Origin of the sequence: Flavobacterium psychroterrae, assembly GCF_018380615.1 — a bacterium.
Classification (GTDB): Bacteria; Bacteroidota; Bacteroidia; order Flavobacteriales; family Flavobacteriaceae; genus Flavobacterium; species Flavobacterium psychroterrae.
The window spans coordinates 51,505-78,362 of sequence record NZ_JAGYVZ010000016.1; the positions used below are offsets into that span (position 1 = coordinate 51,505).

The following is a 26,858-nucleotide window of genomic DNA, read 5'->3' on the forward strand; positions in this document are numbered from 1 at the left end:
ACATCATTTTTTACATAATTCTAATACATCATTACTACATCATAACGTTATGTTAATATAAATAAATTAACATTTATAACATTGATTTTCATTATTATACATTAATAATTTAACATAATGATGTAGCTATGTTGTAGTGATAAATGATGTACTACAACGTTGTAATTGTTTAATTTGGCTCTACTAACTTAAACGATTACAAACTGTATGAAAAATTTTATTTTTAGCTTTTTAGCACTTTTGCTACTTCCGGCTTACATGTCTGGACAAGCAATTAAAGGAAAAGTAGTAGACAGTAGTGGATTGGGAATTCCGGGAGCAGTAATTAGTGCTTCAAATTCCAGAACTTCAACTGATGCTGATTTCGACGGAAATTTTACAATAAATGCCAAAGAGGGTGAGACTTTAAAAGTCTCAATGCTGGGTTTTGATTCTGTTTCAATACCTGCAACTACAGCTCCAATGTCAATTACATTAAAAGAAGCTGGTGATACAGCATTAAAAGAAGTAGTTGTTATAGGGTACGGAACAAGAAAGAAAATAGATAATACTTCTGCAATTACTTCGCTTAAAGCTGAGGATGTTACAAGAACAAAAGTATTAAATGCTTCTCAGGCAATTCAGGGTAAAGCTGCCGGGGTTCAGGTAACTTCGTCAGATGTTCCAGGTAGTACGCCTTCTGTAGTTATTAGGGGTTTAGGAACTGCCTTAGGAGGAAGAAATCCTTTATATATTGTTGATGGAATGCCAACAGAAAACATCAATAATATTAATACAAACGATATTACATCGTACGAAATTCTTAAAGATGCTTCATCTCTTGCTATTTATGGTACAAGAGCTGCAAACGGAGTTATTATTATTACTACTAAAAAAGGTAAAGGAGATAAGATTTCTGTAGAAGTGGAAAGCTTTGGAGGTATTAGAACACCGCTTAAGAAAGTAAAGATGGCTGATGCTAATCAATATGCTACATATACTAATGCTTCTTTAGGAACAAACAAATTCTCAACTAACCAGCCTGTTAATACAAATTGGTTTGATGAAATAACAAGAACAGGTACTTACACTCAAAACAACATTTCTATTTCTGGAGCTTCAGAAAACGTTAAATACTTTTTTAGTGCGGGTAACTATGAGGAAAAGGCAGTTCTTAACGGCTTAGATTATAGCCGTACAAGTTTTAGAAATAATAATGAATTTAAACTTTCTAAAAAAGTTACTTTAAATCAGAATTTTAGCTTTACATCGGCTAATTCTACACCTAAACCATTAGGTGCGTTTACAAATGCATACAAGCAATCACCAATTGTTCCCGTTCGTTTTGCAAATGGACAATATGGAGCACCTTTTGCAGATGCAAGCGGAGTAGCAAGCCCAACAGGTACTTCATTTAACAATGTTGGTAATCCTGTAGCACAATTAGATTTTTATAACGAAGAACAAAGAAGTACTACGCTTCAAGGAGGTTTGAAATTGGATTATGAAATCGTAACAGGTTTAAAGTTTACTTCACAATTTAATGGTGAATACTATAGTTGGAAAAATTATAATTTCGAGGATAGTAAAAATAGTTGGTTAGCAGCTAATCCAACTCGTAAAGATGCAGATTATTCAAGTACTGATCCTATCAATTTATTGACTAGAGGCAGAGAGCAGTATTTTAACTGGAACTTGTCTAATTATTTGACTTATAATAAAGTATTTGCTCAAATTCATGATGTTGAATTAACAGCAGGTATTGAAACTTCTGTAAAAGGACCAAGAGAAAAATTAGTAATCACCAGAAAAAATGTAAGTCCTGATTCTAACTATTGGTCTTTATATAATGCAACGGATGCAAAAGGTGTAGATTACTCAGGTACTGTTACAAATTTACAAGATATTGTATTCAACGAAAGTAAGTTAGCTTCTTATTTTGGACGTTTTCAATACAAATTAATGGACAGATATTTAGTAACTGGAACTATTAGACGTGACGGATCTTCAAACTTTGCAAAAGATTATCGTTGGGGAACTTTCCCATCTGTAGGTCTTGGGTGGATTATGACTAAAGAAAGTTTCTTGTCAGATATTAAAGGAGTTGATTTAATCAAATTAAGAGGAAGCTGGGGTAAATTGGGTAACCAAAATGTACCATTAAATAGTCAAAGCTATAATTCTGGATTAAATAGTTATTTAGGAGGTTCAATTTTAAATGAAGGAACAAGTATCACTTCTCAAATTGATCCTACTTTAACATGGGAGATTACTGAAGAATCTTCTGCGGGTGTAGATTTCGAATTTTTAGGCAGCAAATTAAAAGGATCGTTTGATGTTTATAACAAAAATACAGATAACGTAATTTTATATGTAAAACCTTATCCAACTTCTGGAATTACTACTGCTTCTCCTTCTCATGTTGGTGAAGTTTCAAACAAAGGTTATGAAATCGCATTACGTTGGGATGATAAAATTACGGACAATTTAAGCTACTGGGTTGGAGGGAACTTCTCTCATAACAAAAATGAACTTACAAGTTTAAAAGATGTTTCATTATCTCAGGTAATTGGAGGTAATTTAGGAAATGGTCAAGACACTAAATTGTTATACAATAATTCAATTGGCCAGCCATTAGGTAGTTTTTATCTTTATGAGTATGCAGGTGTAGATGCAGCAAATGGAAACATGCTTTATTATAATGCTGCGGGTGATAAAGTAACTCAGGACGCTCTATCTGCAACAGCTGATAAAAAATATACAGGATCAATTTTGCCAAAAGCTAACTACGGAATTTCTCTAGGATTGGTTTACAAAAGCATTGATTTCTCAGTTGACGGATATGGTACTGGTGGAGCAAAAGTATATAATGGTAAAAAAGCACAGCGTTTTGGAGGTGAAAATATTGAAGCTTCTATGACAAATGATTATTGGACGCCTACAAATACAACATCACCAAATCCAAGACCATTTAACACTGTTCCTGTTGCTTCAACTTATTATATGGAATCTGCAGATTTCTTTAGAATCAACAATATCACAATAGGATACAAACTTCCTCTTAAAGAAGATCAATTTATTAGCTCTTGCAGAATTTATCTTAATGCTATTAACCCGTTTATTACACAGAAATATTCTGGTTTCTCTCCTGAGTTAAATGGAGATGGTAATCCTTACGGAACACAAGGTGTAGAATTGGATGCTTACCCAACATTAAGATCATTTGTAATTGGTGCTAATTTAAAATTTTAATATTATGAAAAAGATATATATATCAATCTTTGTTTTATCGGCATTTACTTTTATAGGATGTGCTGATGATTATCTGGATGTTAAGCAAACTGAGACTATTTCTACAGATGATATCGAATTGTTTAACAATGACAACGGGGCAAAAACATTTGTTACCTCAATTTACAGTAAATTTTTAGACTGGGATATGAGTTCATTTGGATGGATTGGATTAGCCAGCATTACATCTGATGATGCAGACAAAGGTTCTACTCCAAGTGATACAGGTACTGATAAAGATGTTTTGGATGCTTTAACTTACAATGCATCAAATCCATCTGCAGAAAGTACATTCAATGCAAATTATGATGGGATTAACAGATGTAACCAGGCTTTAGCTATTCTTCCTAAATTGGATAAAGCTGATCCTGCATTAAGAGAAAGATTAATGGGAGAAGCAAAATTTTTGAGAGCTTTCATGTACTTTACACTGGTAAAATGTTATGGAGGCGTGCCAATTGTAGATCACGTATCAAAAATTCCATTATCAGCAGAAGACAAAACAATGCAGTTAACTCGTAAAACTGCCGCTGAAGTTTATGCGTTTATCGAAAAAGATTTAACTGAAGCTGCATCAGTGTTGCCTAATAAATCACAATATGCTGCAGATGAAAAAGCAAGAGCTTCTAAAGGAGCCGCGTATGCTTTATTAGCAAAAGTAAATCTATATCAAAAAAATTGGCAAAAAGTAATTGATAACGCCAATTTAGTTACAGGTTATATTATTTCTCCGGATTATGCTAAAATGTTTAGACTTGAAGGAGAAAATGATGGAGAATCTATTTTTGAAATTAATGGTGTAGGTTCTGTAGCTGCTCGTGGAATTCAAGGATATTCTAATGTTCAGGGTGCCCGTGATGCATGGGGATGGGGATTCAATCAACCTTCTCAAAGTTTAGTAAATGCTTATGAAGCTGGAGATGTTAGAAAAAATGCGACAATTATTTTTAGAGGTACAACTTTATATGACGGAAGAGAGATTCCTGTGTTAAGTGAAGACGATCCTAATCCAAGATATAACCTAAAAGCGTATTCTTCTGCCTATACAAGTGCATGGGAAACAGATGCTAATATCAAATATTTAAGATACGCTGAAGTATTATTAATGAAAGCCGAAGCTTTAAATGAATTAGCTCAGACACCAGGTGCAATTGCATTGTTAAACGTAATCAGACACAGAGCTGGTTTAGGTGATACTCCGGCAACTTCTCAAGCAGCAGTTAGAACTGCAATCTGGAAAGAAAGAAGAGTTGAGTTGGCATTCGAATTTGACAGATTCTTTGATTTAGTTAGAACAGGTCAAGCCAAAGATGCTTTTGCAGCTGATAAGAGCGCAGATTTCCCTAATGGAAGAGTATTTACAGTAGGTAAAAATGAATTGTTCCCAATTCCATCATCATTCCTTTTGATAGCTGAAGGAATGTCTTCTCAAAATCCAGGTTATAATTAATATTCTTATTATCACTTCCTTCTAGTTTCTGGGAGGGAGTGATTATTTATTACAATTTTAAATTTTTTATAATGGTTAGAATTTCAGTTTTATTATTAGTTTTTAGTTTTTTTGGTTGTGGAGGTAATTCGGATAAATCAAAAGAAAATGAAGGAGAAAAAAATGTTACTACGGTAAAATTGACAGATGAACAACTTTTAGCAACAGTTCAAAAACAAACATTTAAATATTTTTGGGATTATGCTGAACCAAATTCGGGATTAGCAAGAGAACGTTTTCATCCGGATGGAGTTTATCCTGAAAATGATGCAAACATAGTAACAACCGGAGGTTCAGGTTTTGGATTAATGGCAATTGTTTCAGGAATGTCACAAGGATATGTTACAAAGGAAAAAGGAGTTGAAAGACTGAACAAAATTGCTGACTTTTTAGGCAAAGCAGATCGTTTTCACGGAGCATGGTCACATTGGATAGACGGAAATACCGGAAAAGTAAAGCCTTTTGGAACCAAGGATAATGGTGGCGACCTAGTCGAAACATCATTTTTGGTTGCAGGAATCATTACTGTTCGCGAATATCTTAAAGACGGTTCTGAAAATGAGAAAGCGGTAGCTCAAAAATATGATGCGCTTTGGAAAGGAGTTGACTGGCAATGGTACACAAACAAAAAAAATGTTTTGTATTGGCATTGGTCGCCAACATACGACTGGCAAATGAATTTTCCGCTTGAAGGATATAACGAATGTTTGATAACTTATGTCTTGGCAGCGTCTTCGCCAACACACACAATCGATCCAAAAGTGTATCATGAAGGTTGGGCGAGAAGTGGTAAAATTGTTTCATCTAAAACAAAATATAATATTCCCTTAGTACTAAAACATAATGGAGCAGAAGAATTTGGAGGACCATTATTCTGGGCGCATTATTCTTATGTTGGACTTGATCCAAACCAATTAACAGATAAATATGCCAATTATTGGGATTTGAATGTTAACCAGACAAAAATCAATTACGAATATTGTGTAGAAAATCCGGGAAAAGTGAAAGGTTACGGACCGGATTATTGGGGATTATCGGCATCTTATTCCAGAAATCCTGATGGATCAATAGGATACAATGCTCATATGCCAAGTAATGATCAGCAAGTAATTTCTCCAACGGCTGCAATAAGTTCTATTGTTTATACACCAAAAGAATCGATGGCTGTGATAAGAAATCTTTATGATAATCATAAAGATAAAACTTGGGGAGAAGCAGGTTTTTATGATGCCTTAAGTTTAGGAAATGATAACTGGGTAGCAAAACGCTATTTAGCAATTGATCAGGGACCTGAAGTTGTTATGATCGAAAATTACCGAACAGGTTTATTGTGGAAATTATTTATGAATGCACCGGAAGTAAAGCAAGGTTTAGTAAAACTTGGATTTAAATCAGGGAAATATGGTTTCTAATAACATTGCAAAATGAAAGAAAAATCAGGGTTAATAATGTTACTTTTTTCGGTAATAAGTTTTGCGCAAACTGAAGTAACCGGAACAATTAAAACCGAAATCGTGGTAAAACATGAATTAGGTTATGCATTACACAAACCAGCGAATATAAAAGATAAAAAGCCATTAATAGTTTTTATATCAGGCGATGGTGAAAAAGGGACAGATATTGAAAAAGTAAAAATTAACGGTCCCTTAAAATATCTTAAAACACATCAATTAGATGCTTATGTTTTAGCGCCCCAATGCAAAGAAAATGAAAATTGGGATATTGAATCCATTAATAAATTGATATTAAAAATTCAAAAAGAGAATAATATAGATATTAACAGAATCTATGTGACAGGTTTAAGTTCAGGCGGTTGGGCAGCATGGAATTTAGCACTTACATATCCGGATAAGTTTGCTGCAATAGTACCAATTTCAGGTTTTGTTGATTTGATAGCCCTGGAAAGTTCCTGTAAGATTGCCAATATTCCAACGAGAATTTTTCACGGATTATTAGATGATGTTGTAAAGGTAGATTATGCAATTACCATTTATAAAGAACTAAAAAAATGTAATGCCAAAGATGTTCAATTGACCATTTTTGATGACGCAGGTCACGATAGCTGGACAAGAGTTTATGACAATCCTGAAATTTATGACTGGATGTTTAAACAGATAAAAACAAATACGAATAAATAAAGATAATAGAATGAAATCGCAATGATTCCAAATCATAGCAAAATAAAGAATAGCGGTTCCATGTTCCATTAAAAATACAAATATTAAATACACATGAAAAACAAATTAGTCTTACTATTTTTAGGATGTGCTTTTTTGGGGTTTGCCCAGAAAAAGAACACTAAGAATACAGTAAAAATTAAACCAAAATCAGAGTTTGTAGCAGAATTATTGTCGAAAATGACATTAGAGGAAAAATTAGGTCAGCTTAATTTACCAACTTCTGGAGATATTACGACAGGTCAGGCAAACAGTTCTGACGTGGCTACAAAAATTGCTGAAGGTAAAGTTGGAGGTTTATTCAATATTAAATCCGTTCAAAAAATTAGAGAAGTACAAAAAATTGCTGTTGAAAAAAGCCGTTTGAAAATTCCGTTGATTTTTGGTATGGACGTTATTCACGGTTACGAAACAACATTCCCAATTCCGTTAGGATTATCTTGTACATGGGATATGGGATTAATTGAAAGAAGTGCTCAAATCGCAGCACAGGAAGCAAGTGCTGATGGTATTAACTGGACATTTTCTCCTATGGTTGACGTTTCCCGTGATCCTCGTTGGGGAAGAGTTTCTGAAGGTTCAGGTGAAGATCCGTATTTAGGAAGCCGAATTGCAACTGCAATGGTAAACGGATATCAACAACATGATCTTTCAAAAAATAATTCGATTATGGCTTGTGTAAAACACTTTGCTTTATATGGTGCGCCAGAAGCAGGTCGTGATTATAATACCGTTGACATGAGTCATATCAGAATGTTCAATGATTATTTCCCTCCTTACAAAGCTGCTGTTGATGCAGGTGTAGGATCTGTTATGGCTTCTTTTAATGAAGTGGACGGAATCCCTGCAACAGGAAATAAATGGTTGATGACAGATGTTTTAAGAAAACAATGGGGTTTTAAAGGTTTCGTGGTAACTGACTTTACAGGAATTCCTGAAATGATCGAGCATGGTATGGGCGATTTACAAGCTGTTTCTGCTTTATCTCTAAATGCTGGTGTTGAAATGGATATGGTGGGAGAAGGTTTCCTTGGAACTTTGAAAAAATCTTTGGATGAGAAAAAAGTAACTATCGAAACAATCGATAATGCTGTTAAACTTATTTTAGAAGCAAAATATGATTTAGGTTTATTCCAGGATCCGTATAAATATTGTGATGCTAATAGAGCAAAAACTGAAATCTTTACAGCAAGCAGCAGAAAAGAAGCAAGATCAATTTCTGCACAATCATTGGTTTTATTAAAAAATCAAGGTCAGGTTTTGCCTCTTAAAAAATCAGGAACAATTGCTCTAATCGGACCATTGGCTGATGCCAAAGAAAATATGCCGGGAACCTGGAGTGTTGCTACGAAAATGGAAAATGCAATTTCGCTTTTAGCCGGAATCAAAGAAGTAGCCGGAACTTCTGCGAAAGTATTATACGCAAAAGGAAGCAACTTAGATTACGATGAAACTTTTGAAACTAACGCTACAATGTTTGGGAAAACCTTACACCGTGATGCTCGCTCAAAAGAAGAATTATTAGCCGAAGCTTTAAAAATAGCCAATCAGTCAGATGTAATTGTTGCCGCTCTTGGAGAATCTGCTGAAATGAGTGGAGAATCAAGCAGTCGTACAAATTTAGAAATTCCACAATCTCAAAAAGATTTATTGAATGCATTACTAAAAACAGGAAAACCGGTTGTTTTAGTTTTATTTGACGGTCGTCCGTTAGTAATTAAGGAGGAAAACGAAACTGTTCCTGCGATTTTAAATGTTTGGTTTGCAGGTAGTGAAGCAGGTTATGCTATTGCAGATGTTTTATTTGGAGATGTAAATCCTTCAGGAAAATTGACTTCAACTTTTCCGAGAAGCGTTGGTCAATTACCAATTTATTACGCGCATAAAAATACAGGAAGACCACTTTCTAATACAGAAGGTAAATTCGAAAAATTCAGATCTAATTATATTGATGAAAGAAACGAGCCATTATTTCCATTTGGTTTCGGTTTAAGTTATACTTCTTTTGAGTATTCAAACCTGAAAATTTCATCTGATAAAATGAATGCAAACGGAAAATTAAAAGTTACAGTTGATGTTGCCAATACAGGAAACTATGATGGTAAAGAAACGGTTCAATTATACATTAGAGATTTAATTGGCTCCGTTACAAGACCAGTTAGAGAACTGAAAAATTTCCAAAAAATAACCCTTGAAAAAGGGGAGAAACAAACCTTGACTTTTGATATCACAGTTGAAGATTTAAAATTTTATAATTGTGATTTACAATTTGTAGCAGAACCTGGACAGTTTGATATTTTCGTTGGAGGAAATTCAAATGCCGATAAGAAAGTTAGTTTTGAGTTAACTAAATAGTTGGTTTATTGATTATTGATTGCCCTTCGTGTTGGTTACGGAGGGCTTTTTTTTAGTTTTCAGTCTATGATTTGTAAGTAAATTCGATATTTATTATTCCTGAAAAATATATAAATCTTAATTTTTGAAAAATGAATTCAATCAAAATATTCTCTGTATTTCTTTTGATGATTACAATCATTTTCACTTCCTGTAATGTGAAAAAAAATGCAGTTGTAGCGCATCGGGGTGCATGGAAAAAAAATAATTTACCTGAAAATTCAATAGCTTCACTTCGACACGCTATTGATTTAAAACTTGCCGGTTCGGAATTTGACGTTTGGAGAACCGCAGATGATTCACTCGTAATCAATCACGATGCGCATTATAATAAGTTACTTATTGAGGAAACAAATTATGCCGACTTAATAAAATTTAAACTTTCAAACGGAGAAAAGCTTCCAACTTTACACGAGTATATTACAGAAGGTAAAAAAAACAACACACACACACTTTTAGTCTGTGAAATTAAGCCTTCGGAAATAACTAAAGAAAGAGGGAAACTAACAGCTTTAAAAACTGTAGAAACGATTAAAAAACTTAAAGCAGAGAAGATGACTTCATATATCAGTTTTGATTATGAAATTCTAAAACAAATTCGACAAGTTGATAAAGTAACTTCTTTGCAATATCTGGAAGGGAATAAATCTCCAAAAGAAGTAAAATCAGATCATATTTCAGGTGTTGATTTTCATTATTCGGTTTTTCAAAAACATCCGGAATGGATAAAAGAAGCAAAAGAAAATAATATAACGCTAAATGTCTGGACAGTAAATGACGGTGATATTATGGATTGGATTGTTGAAAATAACTTTGATTATATCACAACCAATGAACCTGAATTATTGAATCAAAGAATAAAAAACAAAAAATAAAAAACAAAAAAATGTATAAACTAATTTCAATACCGCTTTTGCTGCTTTTGTTTTTGTGTAATAATACAATTGCACAAAAAAACAATATTCCTGGTAAAACGGAATGGTTTGACCCTAATAAAAAAGCATCAACTTATTGTAATCCTGTCAATATTGGTTACAACTATACGACTGAAAATCATAATGGTATTCCAGAATCCCGTCGTTCGAGTGCAGATCCTGTAATCATTACTTTTAAAGGTGAATATTATTTATTCGCTACAAATCAGGCAGGATATTTCTGGAGCAAAGACATGTCTGACTGGAAATTTGTTTACGGAAGTTTCCAAAGAAAACCAGCCGATGACGATCAATGCGCTCCGGCTGCGTGGGTTGTAAACGATACTTTATTTTATGTAGGTTCAACCTGGAAAAGAGATCATCCTATCTGGAAAACTGCTGATCCAAAATCTGGACAATGGTTAAGACATGTTGATAAAGCAATGCTTCCTACGTGGGATCCTGCGATTTTTCAGGACGACGATAAAAAAGTATATATGTATTATGGTTCAAGCGGAAAATTACCACTTGTAGGCGTTGAAGTAGATTATAAAACCTGGCTTCCGAAAGGAAATCAGGCTGATTATGAGAAATTATACAAAGCAACAGAAGTTGAAGATATTCAGCGTCCGTATGGTCAAATAAAAGAAGTCGTAGGTTTAGATCCTTCATCTCACGGTTGGGAACGTTTTGGACCAAATAATGATATGGAACCTGCACCTTGGGGTAATTTTATTGAAGGTGCGTGGATGACCAAACACAACGGAAAATATTATATGCAATATGGTGCGCCAGCAACGGAATATAAAGGCTACGCAAATGGAGTTCATGTTGGTAATAGTCCGTTAGGACCATTTACATATCAAAAACACAATCCAATGTCATATAAACCAGGCGGATTTGTAATTGGAGCCGGACACGGAAATACTTTTGCGGATAATTACGGAAATTACTGGAATACCGGAACTTGCAAAATCTCCATAAAAGATCGTTTTGAGCGTCGTATCGATATGTTTCCTGCAGGATTTGATAAGGACGATGTCATGTATTCAATTACTTCTTACGGAGATTTTCCGATTATGTTACCAACCAAAAAACGAAATCAGGAAAAAGGAGCATCTTCAGGATGGATGTTGCTTTCGTATAAAAAGCCCGTTACAGTTTCTTCATCAGAAGAATGTATGGAAGTTGAAACGCACAGAGTAGATAACGGAGGTAAAAAAGTATACGAGAAGTTTTGTTATGGCGCCTCAAATTTAACCGATGAAAATATTCAGACGTATTGGTCAGCAAAAACAGCAAATCCAGGCGAATGGTTACAACTGGATTTAGGCAGACAAATGCAAATAAATGCGTTACAAATTAATTATGCAGATCATAAAGCAACGCAGTATAACAAAGCGATGGATATTTATTACCAATATAAAATCTACATGTCTGATGATGCTGTAAATTGGAAGTTAGTTGTTGATAAATCTAAAAATGCAAAAGATGTTCCGCATGATTATGTAGAGTTGACGAAAGCAATTAAAGCGCGTTATATCAAAATGGAAAACATTCACAATGCATCTGGATTGTTTGCTATTTCAGATTTTAGAGTTTTTGGAAACGGATTGGCTGAAAAACCAACTTCAGTTTCAGATTTTAAAGTTAACAGAAATGCATCAGATTCCCGTAACGCAATGATTTCATGGAAAAAACAAGCGGATGCAATTGGTTATAATATTTATTACGGAATCACGCCTGATAAATTATACAATACAATTATGGTCTATGATGAAACTTCATATGATTTTAGAGGATTAGACAAAGGAACAAAGTATTATTTTACAATTGAAGCTTTTAATGAGAACGGAATTAGCACAAAAAATGAGCTAATAGAAGTGAATTAATTTTAACCCATAGAAACGCCGATTTTTCAACTAAAAAATCGGCGTTTCACTTATTTAAAATACACAAAGCTAAGGCTGTGAAAGAAATGTATTTCTTTTTTGCGTTCTTTTTTACATTTAAAATCTATGTTTCTATGTGTTTAATTCAACTTTATTAATTTACACCGAACGGGTTAATTTTAATAATATTTTCAGAAATCGTTAAATAAAACTGTTTCCAGTTCTTCAGAATTTTGTTCCTTTGCCTGACAACCCAAAAATGCTATAAACCATATGAAAAAAACGATTCTTTTAACTGCTTTAGTTTTAAGCGGATTGGCATCTTCTGCCCAATCAAATGATGAAAAAAACATTAAATTATTCTATAAAAAAGCACTAACCGAGGCTAAATGTTATACTTGGTTAGAATATTTATCCAATGATATCGGAAGCCGTTTATCAGGTTCTCCAACTGCTGCAGAAGCAGTACAATATACTAAAAGACAACTTGACGCATTAGGTTTAGACAAAGTGTATTTACAAGAAGTTATGGTGCCGCATTGGGTTCGTGGTGAAAAAGAAACTGCCTATATTTTAGACGGAAAAGTAAAAACGAATATTCCAATTTGTGCTTTAGGAGGATCAGTTGCAACTCCAAAAACAGGACTTACAGCAGAAATCATTGAAGTACAGGGAATTGATGAATTAAAGTCATTAGGAGATAAAGTAAAAGGTAAAATTGTGTTTTTTAACAGACCAATGAATCCTGAAAATATCGAAACCTTTGTTTCCTACGGAGCTTGTGTAGATCAAAGATTTGCAGGAGCAAAAGAAGCGGCTAAATTAGGAGCGGTAGGGTCAATTGTTCGTTCAATGAATTTACGTTTAGACGATTTTCCTCACGCAGGAGCTCAAAGTTATGGTGATTTACCAAAAGAGCAATATATTCCAACAGCTGCAATTAGTACAAATGGAGCTGAATTGTTAAGTAAAACTTTAAAAGCTAATCCAGCTTTAAAATTCTATTTCAAACAATCTTGCGAGACTTTGCCAGATGTTTTATCGCATAATGTGATAGGAGAATTAACGGGAACAGTTACTCCATCAAATATTATGGTAGTTGGCGGACACTTAGATTCATGGGATTTAGCCGATGGTTCTCAAGATGATGGAGCAGGAGTAGTGCAAAGTATGGAAGTAATTCGTATCCTTAAAAACTTAAACTACAAACCAAAAAACACTATTCGTGTTGTTTTGTTTATGAATGAGGAAAACGGCGGAAAAGGAGGAGCGAAGTACGAAGAAGTTTCTAAACAAAATAATGAAAACCATATTTTTGCTTTAGAAAGTGATTCAGGCGGATTTACTCCAAGAGGATTTTCTATAGAAGCTGACGATGCGAATTATAAAAAAATCAAAGATTTCAAAGATCTTTTTGAGCCATATTTAGTGCACAGTTTTACAATAGGGCATGCAGGCTCAGATATTGGTCATTTAACGTCTAAAGCAATTGTAAAAGCAGGTTTAAAACCAGATTCACAACGTTATTTTGATTATCACCATGCAGCAAACGACAAATTTGATGCAGTAAACAAAAGAGAACTGGAACTTGGGGCTGCAACAATGACATCATTAATTTATTTAATGGACCAAACCGGAATTATAACACCAACAGTAAATTAAATTTCCAAAAATAAAAATATCTAAAAAGCTATGAGTTTATACTTGTAGCTTTTTTTTGTTTGAATACTTTCGCATAGTTTTATTTAAAGCTTCATCACGACTAAATAATACAAAAACGTTATCGGAATGTTAGAAAGCAGAATTAAGATCTTAAACGCAATATCTTTTCGATATTCCGGTAAGTGAATAAACCTGTCGGCTAAATGAGTAAACATGATAGTATTTAAGGCAATACCTGAAACAGCAAATGGCCAGGCAATAACTAAAATATTTGGACTTTCGTTTGAAATAATATAAAGTATAAACATAAAAGTACTGATAGCAAAAGTGCCAATAGCCAATTCTGCAGATTGTTTTTCTTTAAAAGTTTTGTCTTGAATCGTTTTCATAAAATTAAATTTTAAAAGATTGTTGAATTGATTTAATAGGCATAAAAAGCATTTTTGAAAAATCCAGATAATAAAATGTAAGTGCCTCTTTTCCTTTTTTATATTGCTGTATAAAATATTTTATTTGTTTTGGATAAAAGATTGTACCCGAGGCAATAACCAGAAACAAATACAAGCTCTTCTTTCCGTTTCCTAAAAGGTAATATTGCATTCCTATTTCTTCCACAACAGAAATTCCTGTATTGGTCAGCACATGAATAATATCGTGATCTTCCAGTTTTTCCTGAATATCAAAATGATTATTGAATAGGAAATTCCCTAAACCAAATCCTAAACTATCTTCAGGATAATGCAGCAATTCGTGCTTGTTGATTTTCCAGGGTTCATTTTTTTTAAAATATTTTTGATAAGGCTTTTTACTGCACTCATACAATTTTTCGATACAATAATCTTTCATGATGGTTTTTTAAAAGTTCTTTGAATTTCAAAGTAAATTAGTAAAGAAAAAAGCTAACAGATGTGCATTAGCTTTTAATCATTTTGTTAATAGTTGTCTATTATAGTTTTCAATATTTTAGAATCGGCAAGATCAACAGGAGCAACGACTTTTTCGTCAAGCGGAATTTCATTGCCATAGCGTTCCTTTAATATTTTTTGAACTCTCACGTCACTTAAATTAAAGTCTTTTAAATACCTCAATTTTGAAAGCTCAATTCCTGCCGCATTTTTATAGATTTTCCAGACAAGTTCAGAGCAATATATCTTTGTGTCAGTCCATTCAAAATACGCATCGTATTCTTTTCCATCAAATTGCTGACTATAATCTTTCATCTTTTGCAAAACTTCAGGAGTCAAAACCTTGTCATCAATCAATCGTTTCACAACATATTTATTGTCTTTTCCGTGTTTAATCCAGTCCTCAAACGGAGTAAGTTTTACCGGTTGAACTGCTTCAAATACAAACCAATTTCCGTTTACGTTATAAATAATACCACAATGCGAAAATTTAGAATTTGTAGCAATTCGAACAGCTTCACATTGCGCAGATTGAGAAGTCTGCAAGATAATATCACCATCTTTCAGTTTGCTCTCAATCGTATTTTCTGCTTTTCTTTTCGAAAATGGATTATTTGGAAAAACCGACATGGCTACAAATAAAGCAAATCCAAAACTCAAAAGGAATGTAATTCCCAGAAACAGGTATTTTTGTTTTTTCATGTTTTTATAATTGAATGCTAAAAGTACTTTATTAAGCTTTACGTTAAATATTGTTTTTCAAATATATTAAAAGAACTTTGAATTACAAAGTAAGTAATAAAAAAAATAGCCACCAAATAAATGATAGCTATTTTTAAATGTTTTTTAAGAAATATTAGATTCTGAAAATTCCACCTACAGCAATAATTCTTTGAAAAAAGAAAAAGTCCTGCGAAGCTCTATCATCATTACTTTTTGTAGTTCTAATATCCTGCATGTTGATGTAACCACCTTTTAGCTCACCTTGCAAGTAAAAATACTTGAAGAAAGTAAAGTTGATACCCGCTTTAGCAGATAAACCATAACCGGAAACGTGAAAATCATCATGACGTTCTTTTCCTAAAAGAGTTGTATTTGTTTTAGGATATAAAAGCCCTGCACCTAAACCTTCAGTTAAATTGATCTGAAATTTATCAGTATTGGGTAAATTAAATAACTTCGAAATATCATCATGTCGTGAAACCTCAGTATTAATGTAGTTTAGACCATCTGTATGTTCATACATTAAAAAAGCAGTACCATTTCCCTGATTCCCGCCTTCCTGAGCACCACCTTGAGACATATCTACAGGTGTATTATTATAAACTCCGTTATAAATAGATCCAGCTTGGTCAGCAGGTAAATTAATATCGCCTGTAACGTTAGCTATCTGATTTTGAGTCATTACATACTTCATGTGGTCCCAACCAATCGAAACGCTGTAATGATCGCTAAAGAAATATCCCATTCTAAAATTAGTCTGAGGAATTGTCATGTTAGCCGGATTTATATAATCAATATGATATCCTTTTGGTTTATCATGTGCTTTCATGTCTGCTACTGTAAAGTTGTAATCTTTACCTCTAAAATTCACATCAGATTTAGTGTAACTATCTCTGTTTCCTCCCCAGGAAACAAAGAATTTACCCTTGTTATGAGCTGTATATCTTTGTACTGCTATTTCTTCCTGAGCAAAAGTGTTTATTGAAAAACACAACAAAAAGAAAAATAAAATTTTTGTTTTCAATGAAATGGTATTAAAAATTAAAATGAGTTAACTGTTTTTCTAATGGCAACCAATTTAGTCATCAGACCTTCAAAATAGTCTAAATGCAACATATTAGCACCATCACTTTTTGCGTTTGCAGGATCAAAATGAGTTTCGATAAAAATACCGTCAACACCCACGGCAATACCCGCTTTGGCAACAGTTTCAATCATATCAGGTCTTCCGCCAGTAACACCGGCAGTTTGGTTAGGTTGTTGCAACGAGTGCGTAACATCCAGTACCGTAGACGCGTATTGTTGCATAGTAGGAATTCCTCTAAAATCAACAATCATATCCTGATAACCAAACATAGAACCACGATCTGTAACCATAACATTTTCGTTATGACAGTCAAGAACCTTTTGTACAGCGTGTTTCATGCTTTCAGGACTCATAAATTGCCCTTTTTTCAAATTCACCACTTTTCCCGTATTAGCCGCAGCCACAACAAGATCAGTCTGACGAACTAAAAACGCAGGAATCTGTAAAACGTCAACGTATTGCGCCGCCATATCAGCATCTTCATTAGTATGAATATCAGTTACAGTAGGAACGTGAAAAGTTTCAGAAACCTTTCTTAAAATTTTTAATGCTTTTTCATCACCAATTCCAGAGAAACTATCGATTCTTGAACGATTGGCTTTTTTAAACGATCCTTTAAATACATAAGGAATCTGAAGTTTGTCGGTAATACCAACTAATTTTTCAGCAATTCTTAGAGCCATTTCTTCCCCTTCAATAGCGCAAGGACCCGCCAATAAAAAGAAATTTCCGCTTTCAGTATGCTTAATTTGTGGAATATGTTGTATGTTCATAATATGATTTTTTGACAGTGCAAAGGTAGTTATGATTTATGAATAGCACATGAAGATTTAAGATTATTTTAAGAAGCTTCTCCCGCTATTCACTTCAAAATTTTTCTCTAAACCCTTTTTTTCTTGGTCTTTACAGGAGCTTCCTCCGGTCGCTCTGTAAAAACCAGAAAAAATAGGCTTTCTCAAAAAATGATTTCCGTTATTATCGGGGCTAGAAATCAATGTCATTAAGTTAAAGAAAAATCAATAATGTTATGCCGAAAAAATCTCTCGCAAAATCGCAAAGGTTTGTCATTTCGACGGAAGAGAAATCTCCGTAAGTAACTCCGCATTGCAAATCCAATCTTTGTCAAGCTTCTCGTGGAGATTTCTCCTCCGTCGAAATGACAATATTGTGTTTAAACTTTGCGTCTTAGCGCCTTTGCGAGATTATTTTTATTTTTAAAAGAGCTTAATTTAATGACAGTGAGCTAGAACTGTAGTTGAATTATGCGCTTTTATAGAGAATAATTCCTTTAAAACAGTTTATACTAAATTATACCTTCAAATTAAATTCTGTCGCCAAAATAGTATTCAGTTGATTATCCTCAAAAGAAATAATTTCAGTAATCCCGTTTGTTACTGATTTTATTGAATTTTTAAATAGTATTTTTTTGCCCAAAGGATTCTGTAAAACAACAATTAAATTTTGAGTAAAAAAAGAATCAGGATGTGAGTAATTATAATGATTAGCAGGTTTAAAATCAATCCATCGTTGGGGATTCAAATCAAACGAATATAAATTAGACCATTCTTTTCCAATTTTTATTTGGAGTAAATATTCATCCTCTTCGGTTTTTACCAAAGTGAAAGTTTCAGTACCCTGGTTAATTTCAGTTCCAATTTCATTCAGTTTTAAAGGTTCTCTGATGCTGTTACCTCCAAATCCCAAATCAATCAGATATTCTTCATTTTCGATTGTAGCAATTATTGCCAAATGTGTTTTAGCATTCTGACCGGGATTAACCAAAGGACGCACCGCAATATAATAATGGGGAACTCCAATTTTTTGAAGCATTAATGAAAATATCCCATTAATTTGATAGCAATATCCGCCACGATTTTTATTCACAATTTGGTTTACAATATCCTCACCAATTAAAGAGATAACTTTACCCGCCTGAACATCAATATTTTCAAAAGGCACATTAAATATTTGACTTTGCATCAATTTTTTTATGCCTTCTAAACTCAATGTGATTTCTCCCTCAAAATTGATTCTCTTTAAATATTGCTGTAAATCGAAACTTGAAGCTTCAATTTTATAGTTGTTTTTTGATTGTTCCATTTTCTTTTTTGTTTGTATTTTATCACTACAATCAAAATTAAAACAATTATATAAGTAAAGATTTAATTTAACTTATTTTTCAGGGGAGTTACTCTGGTCGCAGTGTAAAACCAGAAAAAATAGGCTTTTTCAGAAATGATTTTTGCTATCCCGGCTAGGAGTAAAGTGGAATTATCAAGGTTTTAGGAAGTTTAATCTTTAAATTTAATTTAGAAAACATAGCCAAAAAGCATTAACCACAAAGTATGTCATCCTTAGGCATGAGGGATCTCCCCCAATGTCATTAAGTTAAGCTTTTAAAAAATAAAATCATTGCAAATCAAATCCGTTTTTATCCGCGTTTTTACGAAGTAAATCTGTTTTATCCGCGTCAAAAATTAGACGCTGATTTTACTGATTCGCTAACGCAAAACGCTGATAAAAACGGATTTTTTCTAATTACTTTCTCGATTAAACTGTTAAGTAATTTTATAGATTCCCCTTAACTTAATGAAATACTTTATGTTTGCAGAAAGTTTTAAAGATTTAAATATCGTAAAATCAATCTCTGTTTGTTATTTAAAAATGACTTGTCAAAGAAACTTATCCCTTCTTCAAACTCAATCCCATCGGAACCATTAAAATTCCTTTTTCATAAATATTCAAATACAATTTTATAGGTTTCTTTTGACCGTCCCATTTTAATTCGTAGACATTCAAAAATCCTGCACCCATATCGCTTCTTTTAGTTGGGAAGGGGCAACAGGTTTCTAAACGGGTAAAAGTAATTTTTTCTCCATTTGGTCCGGCTAAAGCATTCAAAAACCGACTTTCGTTTAAGGCTTCATCTTTAGTATTTCTGTAAAAAATATTTACCGGATAATCAGGATCAAAACCGTATTTTTTATCATTGCTAAAAAGAGTAATTACAAAGGTATTGTCTTTTTTTAAAACTAAATCCGGCGCATTATCATCGACATTTTTCAAAGTCGATCTTGTACTCACACAAGAAGTTGCAGTAATTAACAAAACGATAAAAAGGACTATTTTTTTCATGATTTAAATATTGTTAGTACAAATGTAAAATGTTTTTTCTGCCACTCCCAAAAGCTATCGGAATAAAGCATTAAAAAGAAAAAAAATCTGCAAGATCTGCTAAATCTGCGTGAGAAAAAAATCAATGAATTTTACTCTCGCGCAAATTTTCCGTCAAAGATTCAAAGATTAAAAAAACAGCGTAAATCCGTTTTGTCAGTTTAATCCGTGAGCCATTTTTTCCCCAAATTAAACCTCCGGGCTAATTTTTTTATTCAATTTGATGATACCCATAACAATCAGATATTGTGCCACAAGATAAGTTAACATAATAAAAAATACACTTTTTTCAATTGGCGCATGAAATTTATTGATTGCCAGAATGCTATCCGAAAGAACAAATATTGAAGCACCTAAAAAAACATATAAAGCTCCGGGTTTTTTCCAAATTAAATAACCATTAAAGGCAAATAAAACCATTGTAGAAATTACAGCTGCATAAACAATTACAGGTATTTTTAAATCACCTAATTTTGGCATCAAAAAAGAAACCATTCCAATTAAATAGCCTGCAATTAAAAGACTTCCAAGTGCAAAAAGAACTTTATTAAAATGAATTTCGCCCGAAATTTGTTTGTTAAAAAGCACACAATAACTTAAATGTGCAATTAAAAAACAGACTAACCCCAGAATAAAATAGATTTCGGCAATATCAGCAAAAAGTAAAATGACATCTCCAATCCAGGAAAAAAGTAAACCAGCTAAAAGAATTTTTCTTGATGGAAACTTCCGGTGAAAATAAACTCCAAATCCTAATAACGGAATTAAAGCGGGTTTTAGAAATAAATCTAAATTTTCATTTCCTCTAAATAAAACAATGAGATATACAATACTAAAAACAATATAGATTTTAAAAAAAATGGCGTTTTTCATAAGCGGTTTATGAATTTATTATTTGGTTTTGTTTATTTTAAAATCAACAGTTACAAAGTAAATCGAAATTAAAAACGATATGCTCAAGTAACTTAAAATGATATAATTGCTTGCAGAAAAAACATGATTTAAGCTAAACCAATCTCCATAATACGCTATAATAGCAACTGCAATTATAAAGCGTAAACCTTCCCATAAAATGGCAAATCTACTTTTGTCCATCAACTCAGTATAACTGTAAATGGTTACCAGTATAAATAAGCCGTAGATAAAAATATTTGGCAAACCAATTTTAGCAATATTATCAAATAAATAGGTTACAAACAACAAAGTGATTAAAACTTGTGTTACAGACCAGTAAATTATTTTTTTAGAGTTTTGAGTACCGTACTTTTCAAAATCAAAAACATTATCGATTTTGTTTACAGGATATTTTAATTCAAAATTTTCAGGTCTCCAGCCCGTTGGTTTAAACCAAATAGTAAACTTGTCTTTCCAGTTTTCAGCTCTCCACGCATCTTTAATTAATAAGGTCAAATGCTGAAAATTAATTCGGATAGGATTCCACGTATTTGCCGGTCTTGTAATACCAAAAACGGGCGGAACATCATCCAATTCAGCTTGAAAAGTACCAAAAAGTTTATCCCAAAAAATAAAAATCTGCGAATGATTTTTATCTAAATATTCCGGATTTATAGCATGATGCACACGATGATGCGAAGGCGTAACCAAAATATATTCGACAAATCCCATTTTTTTAATATGCTTGGTATGATACCAAAATTGTAAAAATAAATGGAGCGGTAAAGTAATTGCAATTACGGTGGCAGGAACGCCCAATAATGCAGCCGGAATGAGTAAAAAAGTAAATAAATTAGCTAAACTCGCAATAGGCTGACGCAAAGCGCAGGCAAGATTAAATTCCTCACTGCTATGATGAATCGCGTGTTTGTTCCAGAAAAGATTAATTTGATGTGCCCATCGATGGCTCCAATAACCATAAAAATCGATGACAATGAAGGCAATGCAGTAAGAAAGAATGTTGGCTTCCTGATGATAAATAGCAATTTTAGAAACCATTCATTCATAAGATATAAAAGTAAGGCTTAATCCCAAAACATCTTTTACCGTGTTGGTAATTCCGGAACTTATACTCGATACGCTATCAATCAAAGGAACGGTGTCGTCCTTTTTGTAAATGCCGTATATTTTTTCGATTACAATTAATACTAAAAAAATAGGCGTTGCGATAATCAATATCTTTCCGTATTCTTCCATAAAAAAAACATTCTATTTTATTCAAATATAGAATAAAATAGAATGTTTTTTACATTATTGGCAATTAAACAATTTCGGCGCTTAATCCAGCTTCCAAAAGTTGTGTACATTGAGGTTTTAACTTATCCATTGTTCCTGTTTTTACGGTACATTTTCCGTTGTAATGTACAATTAGGGAACATTGTTCTGCTTGTTCAGGCGTGTGACTGCAAACACGCATTAAAGTGTCAATTACGTGATCAAAAGTGTTTACATCGTCATTATAAACAATGATTTCGTTATTGAAACTTGTCGCTTCCTTTTCGCGAACTCTTTCTCTTACTTTTTCTTTAGTACTCATTTTTTAAGTTTTTGTACTGTTGTAATTACTAATTTACTTTTGCCGGAGATTTGCAATTAGCGTGGTTTTTCAAAAACTAAATCTGTGCTAATATGTTTAATCCGCTTAATCTTGGGGCTTATTTACATTTAAGATATCAACTATCTAATTTACGTATTTTAACGAAACCCAGTTGTTTCTTTGAAACTTTTTAACATATGTTAATCCTTTTTCAGTGCAAGAAGCATCAATAAAAGGAATATCTTCTTCGTAGAAACCACTAAACAATATTATGCCGCCTTTATTTAAACAATCAACATAATGCTGCATATCGTTCAACAAGATGTTACGGTTGATATTAGCGATTATCAAGTCATAACTTTTTCCTGCTAATAAAGCTGCATCGCCTTCGTAAACGGTGATGTGTTTGCAATTATTGCGTTCTGCATTTTCAATAGAATTCAAATAACACCAGTTGTCAATATCAATAGCATCAATTGGTTCTGCGCCTTTCATTTCGGCTAAAATAGCTAAGATGGCAGTTCCGCAACCCATGTCAAGAGTTTTAAGACCTTTCACATCCATTTCTAGTAAATGCTGAATCATCATGTGAGTTGTCTCGTGATGACCAGTTCCAAAACTCATTTTTGGCTCGATTACGATATCAAATTCGGCATCAGTTTTTGGATGAAAAGGAGCGCGAACATGACATTTTCCGTCCACATCAATCGCTTCAAAATTCTTTTCCCATTCCTCGTTCCAGTTTACCTGATCAATTTCTTCAACCGTATATTCGATTTTAAATTCTTCAGATTCTAAAATATAAATGTCATCCAAGATATTCTCATCCCATAAATCCTTTTTCACATAAGCCGAAATTCCTGTTTCAGTTTCTGTAAAAGTTTCAAAAGCTTTTTCACCTAATTCAGCAATTAAAATTTCTGAACCCGGTTCTTTTGGTTCAATCGTAAAATGGTATCCTAAATATATGTTCGACATAAATAATTTTTTTGCAAAGGTAAGAATCCAAAGCAGAAGTTGTTCATAAATAATCGACATCCTTATATTTATTAATGTTAATTTTGAATAGAATTTGTAAGGATTTTTAAAATATGAAGAATATCATTTTTATTTTGCTTTTTGCGGCACTTAACGGCGCAACTTGTGAAAAAGGCGAACATGAAGTCGTGCGATCGTTTTGTTATTGGAAAACAGATTTGAATTTTCAAAAAGAAGATGATTCCTTAATCAAGGATTTAAAAGTGCAGCATATGTACGTTCGTTTTTTTGATGTTGATTGGAATCCGTACGCAAAAGAACCTTTGCCAGTCGCCACAATTCACGATATGAGACTGAATGCAAGTAATCCTGAAATCACGCCTAGTATTTTTATTACCAACGAAGTTGTTTTGCAAGCAAACAAAAAACAATTAGATAGTCTGGCAGCTCGAATTGCAAAACGCGTGCAAACAATTGGCGAAAAAATAAATGAAACCAAAGCCGATAATGTTGCCAATGCCATTGTTTATCCAAAGGATTATTACAAGCAGGAAAACTACAAACAAATCAATTACGACTCAGTAAAAGCGATTGAATTAGCAAAACTAAAAGTTGATTTTAAAGAAATTCTAATCGATTGTGACTGGACAGAAAAATCAAAAGACAATTATTTTTATTTATTAAAACAAATCAAAAAAGGATTTCCAACGGCACAAATTTCTGCCACAATTCGACTCTGGCAGTATAAATATGCTTCAAAAGCAGGAATTCCGCCAGTTGATAAAGGTTTATTAATGTGTTATAATTTGACAAGACCGGAAGATTTTAATTCTAAAAACTCAATAGGAACCAGCGAGGAATTGGCGCAATATATTACACACGATCAATATAAGATGAAACTTGATATTGCATTGCCATTATACAGTTGGGCAGTTGTTTTTAGAGGAAATCAGTTTAAAGGAATTTTATCAGATTATGATCAATTAAGAAGTGATACAATTAAACTGAAGAAAACATCAGCGACTAAATATGTTTTGCAGGACGATGTTTTGATTGGACAAACTTATTTGCGAAACGGCGACGAAATCAGAATTGAGAAAATTTCCGAAAAAGAACTTGAGAAAATGATTTCGATTGTAAAAGGCAAAATTAAGATTGACAACCAAACCAAAGTGACGTTTTTTTCTTTTGATAAAAAATACATTAACGATTATGGAACCCAAAATATATCCAACTATTATGAGAGTTTTTAGTAGTTTACTTTTAGTTTTAAGCTTTCATGTTTCTTTTGCCTGCGGTTGGAGTGTTTCACCGGAAACGAGCAGATTGGCTTTGTTTAAAGCACAACGCGAAGGTTTTTTTAAATTGACACCATTTTATTATTCAGCAGATTATTACTATTCGACCAATACTGTTTCCGGCGTTGATCAGGAATTGAATTGTATGGAATGGCAGAAAAAACTAGGGAGTAAAATTGATCCAAAAGATGTGCATACTATTTTGTATGAAACGGACGGTGAACAATTTGAAACCGCTTATGAAAACAAGTCATTACAGAAAGTATTCAGTAAAAATACTTTTATCGAAGCTTTGCTATTGTCAAAAAATAAAGCTTTTTTAAATTATATTTTATTTGCTAAAAAGCTTGAATACAATGGTAATAATGATGTAAAATGGGAATCTTGGGATCAGGTTGGTTATGGAAGCAAAGATCATAAATTAGCCGATGTCAATGATTTTGAGAAGAAAATAAAAACCGCAAAAGATACTTTCCTGAAACAGCGTTATGCTTTTTTAATTTTAAGATATAGTTTTTATGCCGAAGATAAAAATGAAGTAATTCGTTTATATGATACTTATTTAGGTGATAATAAAAATACTATTTTAGAACCCTGGGCTTTGTATTATAAGGCTTTATGTATTGAAAATTTTCCTTTGCAAAATTATTTATTGAGTAAAGTTTTCGCTTCATGCGAAGAAAAAGCGTTTGCCGTTTTACAGCATTATAATTGGAAATTAACAGAGCAAACTTTGGCTCTTGCCCAAAATGACGAACAACGAAGCGTAATTCTGGCTATAGAAAGTTTCCGAAATCCTGCGCCGGATTTAAAAACCATACAAGAAGTTTATAAAGTAAGTCCCAACAGCATTAATTTGAGTTTTTTGATTGGAAGAGAAATCAATAAACTCGAAGATTGGATTTTTACGCCTCAATACACCAACAACGGAAGTCCATCGGTTACTTTTGAAGGTTCAGATTGGTATGGAAATTATGCCAAAGCAAAAGAAGAAAACTTCAATAAAGATATTTCGCATTTAAGAGCCTTAGAATATTTCTTAATTGCCATTCGCGAACAAAGTTCAGGAGAACAAAAAGATTATATAACGGCAGCAATTGCGCAGCTTTGTTTTATGGATGATCAGATTGATTTGGGGAAAAAATATACCAATATGATTTCTGATAAAGCCAATGCATCGATCCAAATGCAAAAGAATATTCAGTTGGCTTTAGTTTCCTTAAAACAAGATAATTTGAAAAGCGAGAAAGTTCAAAACCAGCTTTATGAATATTTTAATTCAGTTGAAAGTTTGGTAGAAACTGACAACGGGTTATTTAAAAATCTATACAGTTTGTACCGAATTGCCAGCGCAGATTTTGCTAAAAAAGGTGATCGTGTTACTGCAGGATTATTAATGATGAAATCAGACAGTAAAGGCGCGGGAGAATATTCGGTTTATGATAATCCTTATTTCTACAGTTATATTGGTTATTTCGATCGAAGTGCCACTATAGATGATGTAGATAAATTGATGGCGTTACAGCTAAAAGAAGATAAAACGCCTTTTGAAAAATATATTTGTTCAGGAACAATCGCTCCTAATATCAATTATTATAAAGATCTAAAAGGAACAATTGCATTTAGAAATAATAATTTAGAATTAGCTTATAAAACTTTTGCAAGTATGCCAAAAGATTTCTGGGAAAAGAATTATGCATTTACTGATTATTTGAACGAAAATCCTTTTTCGCCTAAAATCCTGCAAAAAGATAAAGAACGCAAATTTAATTATCGTTTTAACAAAGCTGATTTTATTGCAAAACTAATTCAGTTAAAGAAACAAAATACAGCATCGAGCAATTTACAACTGGCACATGCTTATTTTAATGTCTCGTATTTAGGAAATTCCTGGATGATGGTTGCCTATGATTGGACAGCTGGTGAATCGTATGTGGATTATGTATATGGAGACAATTCTGAGAATGAAAAAAGATATCAGAAAGGCAATTATTACAGTTTAACAATAGCTAAAATGTATTATGAAAAAGCGTTAAAAATGTCTAAAAACAGCAATGAAAAAGCCTTAGCGAGTTTGATGATTTTTGAATGTAATTATTATAGTCATTACGCGAACATAGTTTCTACCGAAGAGGAAGAGAAAAATCCGTTTAAAGCAGGGCAGGAGCTTGTCAATTTTTATTCGGTTTATAAAACAACACCAACATTTAAAAAATACAATTGCCCGTTATTGCAGTCGTTTATAAATTAATTTTTTCGACATGTAAGTGATATTTTTCACCATAAAAGTTATATAAGAAAATTTAAGTTTGGCTTTGAGCAAAATGAAAAGCATAAAAAAAGCGTTCGCACAGCGAACGCTTTTTTTATAGTAAAATCTAAAAATCTAAAAATCTAAAAATCT

Annotated in this window: 22 protein-coding genes; 10 read left to right on the forward strand and 12 right to left on the reverse strand. The window is 32.9% G+C overall.

From position 1 onward, the window contains the following. Positions 1 to 207 precede the first annotated feature (207 nt). The 8 genes from KHA90_RS16610 to KHA90_RS16645 all read left to right on the forward strand — a co-directional run bounded on the left by KHA90_RS16610 (position 208) and on the right by KHA90_RS16645 (position 13,798). A complete protein-coding gene (locus tag KHA90_RS16610; RefSeq protein WP_213303086.1) occupies positions 208 to 3,231 on the forward strand; it encodes a SusC/RagA family TonB-linked outer membrane protein in 3,024 nt (1,007 codons plus the stop codon). A 4-nt stretch (positions 3,232 to 3,235) separates the two neighbouring features. After that, on the forward strand, positions 3,236 to 4,720 hold the full coding sequence (locus KHA90_RS16615; RefSeq protein ID WP_213303088.1) for a RagB/SusD family nutrient uptake outer membrane protein: 1,485 nt from the start codon (positions 3,236 to 3,238) through the stop codon (positions 4,718 to 4,720). 71 nt (positions 4,721 to 4,791) lie between these two features. Further along, positions 4,792 to 6,171, forward strand: coding sequence for a glucoamylase family protein (locus tag KHA90_RS16620; protein WP_213303091.1), 1,380 nt, complete (start codon positions 4,792 to 4,794; stop codon positions 6,169 to 6,171). Between the two features lie 12 nt (positions 6,172 to 6,183). Next, positions 6,184 to 6,897 (forward strand): carboxylesterase family protein, encoded by a 714-nt coding sequence (locus KHA90_RS16625; protein ID WP_213303094.1) that lies wholly within the window; start codon positions 6,184 to 6,186, stop codon positions 6,895 to 6,897. A 93-nt stretch (positions 6,898 to 6,990) separates the two neighbouring features. After that, a complete protein-coding gene (bglX, locus tag KHA90_RS16630) occupies positions 6,991 to 9,291 on the forward strand; it encodes a beta-glucosidase BglX (RefSeq protein ID WP_213303096.1) in 2,301 nt (766 codons plus the stop codon). Between the two features lie 131 nt (positions 9,292 to 9,422). Continuing rightward, complete coding sequence (locus KHA90_RS16635; RefSeq protein WP_213303098.1) at positions 9,423 to 10,205, forward strand: glycerophosphodiester phosphodiesterase family protein; 783 nt, start codon at positions 9,423 to 9,425, stop codon at positions 10,203 to 10,205. An 11-nt stretch (positions 10,206 to 10,216) separates the two neighbouring features. Further along, positions 10,217 to 12,136, forward strand: a complete 1,920-nt coding sequence (locus KHA90_RS16640; RefSeq protein ID WP_213303101.1) for a discoidin domain-containing protein — start codon at positions 10,217 to 10,219, stop codon at positions 12,134 to 12,136. A 273-nt stretch (positions 12,137 to 12,409) separates the two neighbouring features. Beyond that, a complete protein-coding gene (locus tag KHA90_RS16645; RefSeq protein ID WP_213303104.1) occupies positions 12,410 to 13,798 on the forward strand; it encodes a M20/M25/M40 family metallo-hydrolase in 1,389 nt (462 codons plus the stop codon). A gap of 83 nt (positions 13,799 to 13,881) precedes the next feature. Here KHA90_RS16645 and KHA90_RS16650 read toward each other — a convergent pair whose 3' ends face one another. The 12 genes from KHA90_RS16650 to prmA all read right to left on the reverse strand — a co-directional run bounded on the left by KHA90_RS16650 (position 13,882) and on the right by prmA (position 23,156). Further along, positions 13,882 to 14,187 carry a hypothetical protein gene (locus KHA90_RS16650; RefSeq protein WP_213303107.1) on the reverse strand — a complete coding sequence of 102 codons (306 nt, stop codon included), beginning with the start codon at positions 14,185 to 14,187 and terminating at the stop codon, positions 13,882 to 13,884. A gap of 4 nt (positions 14,188 to 14,191) precedes the next feature. Continuing rightward, the gene (locus KHA90_RS16655; protein WP_213303110.1) at positions 14,192 to 14,644 is read right to left on the reverse strand and encodes a hypothetical protein; all 453 of its coding nucleotides are present in this window, start codon (positions 14,642 to 14,644) and stop codon (positions 14,192 to 14,194) included. Positions 14,645 to 14,730: 86 nt separating this feature from the next. Further along, the gene (locus KHA90_RS16660) at positions 14,731 to 15,405 is read right to left on the reverse strand and encodes a YiiX family permuted papain-like enzyme (protein WP_213303112.1); all 675 of its coding nucleotides are present in this window, start codon (positions 15,403 to 15,405) and stop codon (positions 14,731 to 14,733) included. A 154-nt stretch (positions 15,406 to 15,559) separates the two neighbouring features. Then, a complete protein-coding gene (locus KHA90_RS16665) occupies positions 15,560 to 16,450 on the reverse strand; it encodes a hypothetical protein (protein ID WP_213303115.1) in 891 nt (296 codons plus the stop codon). A gap of 17 nt (positions 16,451 to 16,467) precedes the next feature. Next, positions 16,468 to 17,286: a 3-deoxy-8-phosphooctulonate synthase gene (gene kdsA / locus KHA90_RS16670; RefSeq protein WP_213303118.1), complete on the reverse strand. Its 819-nt coding sequence runs from the start codon at positions 17,284 to 17,286 to the stop codon at positions 16,468 to 16,470. 535 nt (positions 17,287 to 17,821) lie between these two features. Further along, positions 17,822 to 18,613, reverse strand: a complete 792-nt coding sequence (locus KHA90_RS16675) for an arylamine N-acetyltransferase family protein (protein WP_213303121.1) — start codon at positions 18,611 to 18,613, stop codon at positions 17,822 to 17,824. A 582-nt stretch (positions 18,614 to 19,195) separates the two neighbouring features. Then, positions 19,196 to 19,648, reverse strand: a complete 453-nt coding sequence (locus KHA90_RS16680) for a 2-dehydro-3-deoxyphosphooctonate aldolase (RefSeq protein ID WP_213303124.1) — start codon at positions 19,646 to 19,648, stop codon at positions 19,196 to 19,198. 228 nt (positions 19,649 to 19,876) lie between these two features. Then, positions 19,877 to 20,560: a lysoplasmalogenase gene (locus KHA90_RS16685; RefSeq protein ID WP_213303127.1), complete on the reverse strand. Its 684-nt coding sequence runs from the start codon at positions 20,558 to 20,560 to the stop codon at positions 19,877 to 19,879. Positions 20,561 to 20,578: 18 nt separating this feature from the next. After that, positions 20,579 to 21,640, reverse strand: a complete 1,062-nt coding sequence (locus KHA90_RS16690) for a sterol desaturase family protein (RefSeq protein WP_244860403.1) — start codon at positions 21,638 to 21,640, stop codon at positions 20,579 to 20,581. Then, positions 21,641 to 21,838 carry a hypothetical protein gene (locus KHA90_RS25440; RefSeq protein ID WP_244860405.1) on the reverse strand — a complete coding sequence of 66 codons (198 nt, stop codon included), beginning with the start codon at positions 21,836 to 21,838 and terminating at the stop codon, positions 21,641 to 21,643. Between the two features lie 64 nt (positions 21,839 to 21,902). Continuing rightward, on the reverse strand, positions 21,903 to 22,178 hold the full coding sequence (locus KHA90_RS16695; RefSeq protein WP_213303130.1) for an ATP-dependent Clp protease adaptor ClpS: 276 nt from the start codon (positions 22,176 to 22,178) through the stop codon (positions 21,903 to 21,905). Positions 22,179 to 22,322: 144 nt separating this feature from the next. Next, complete coding sequence (prmA, locus tag KHA90_RS16700; RefSeq protein WP_213303133.1) at positions 22,323 to 23,156, reverse strand: 50S ribosomal protein L11 methyltransferase; 834 nt, start codon at positions 23,154 to 23,156, stop codon at positions 22,323 to 22,325. Positions 23,157 to 23,269: 113 nt separating this feature from the next. Here prmA and KHA90_RS16705 point away from each other — a divergent pair, with 113 nt between their 5' ends. Then, the gene (locus tag KHA90_RS16705; RefSeq protein WP_213303136.1) at positions 23,270 to 24,409 is read left to right on the forward strand and encodes a hypothetical protein; all 1,140 of its coding nucleotides are present in this window, start codon (positions 23,270 to 23,272) and stop codon (positions 24,407 to 24,409) included. Further along, a complete protein-coding gene (locus tag KHA90_RS16710) occupies positions 24,369 to 26,705 on the forward strand; it encodes a hypothetical protein (protein WP_213303137.1) in 2,337 nt (778 codons plus the stop codon). The genes KHA90_RS16705 and KHA90_RS16710 overlap by 41 nt, the downstream gene beginning before the upstream one ends. The last annotated feature ends 153 nt before the right edge of the window (positions 26,706 to 26,858 follow it).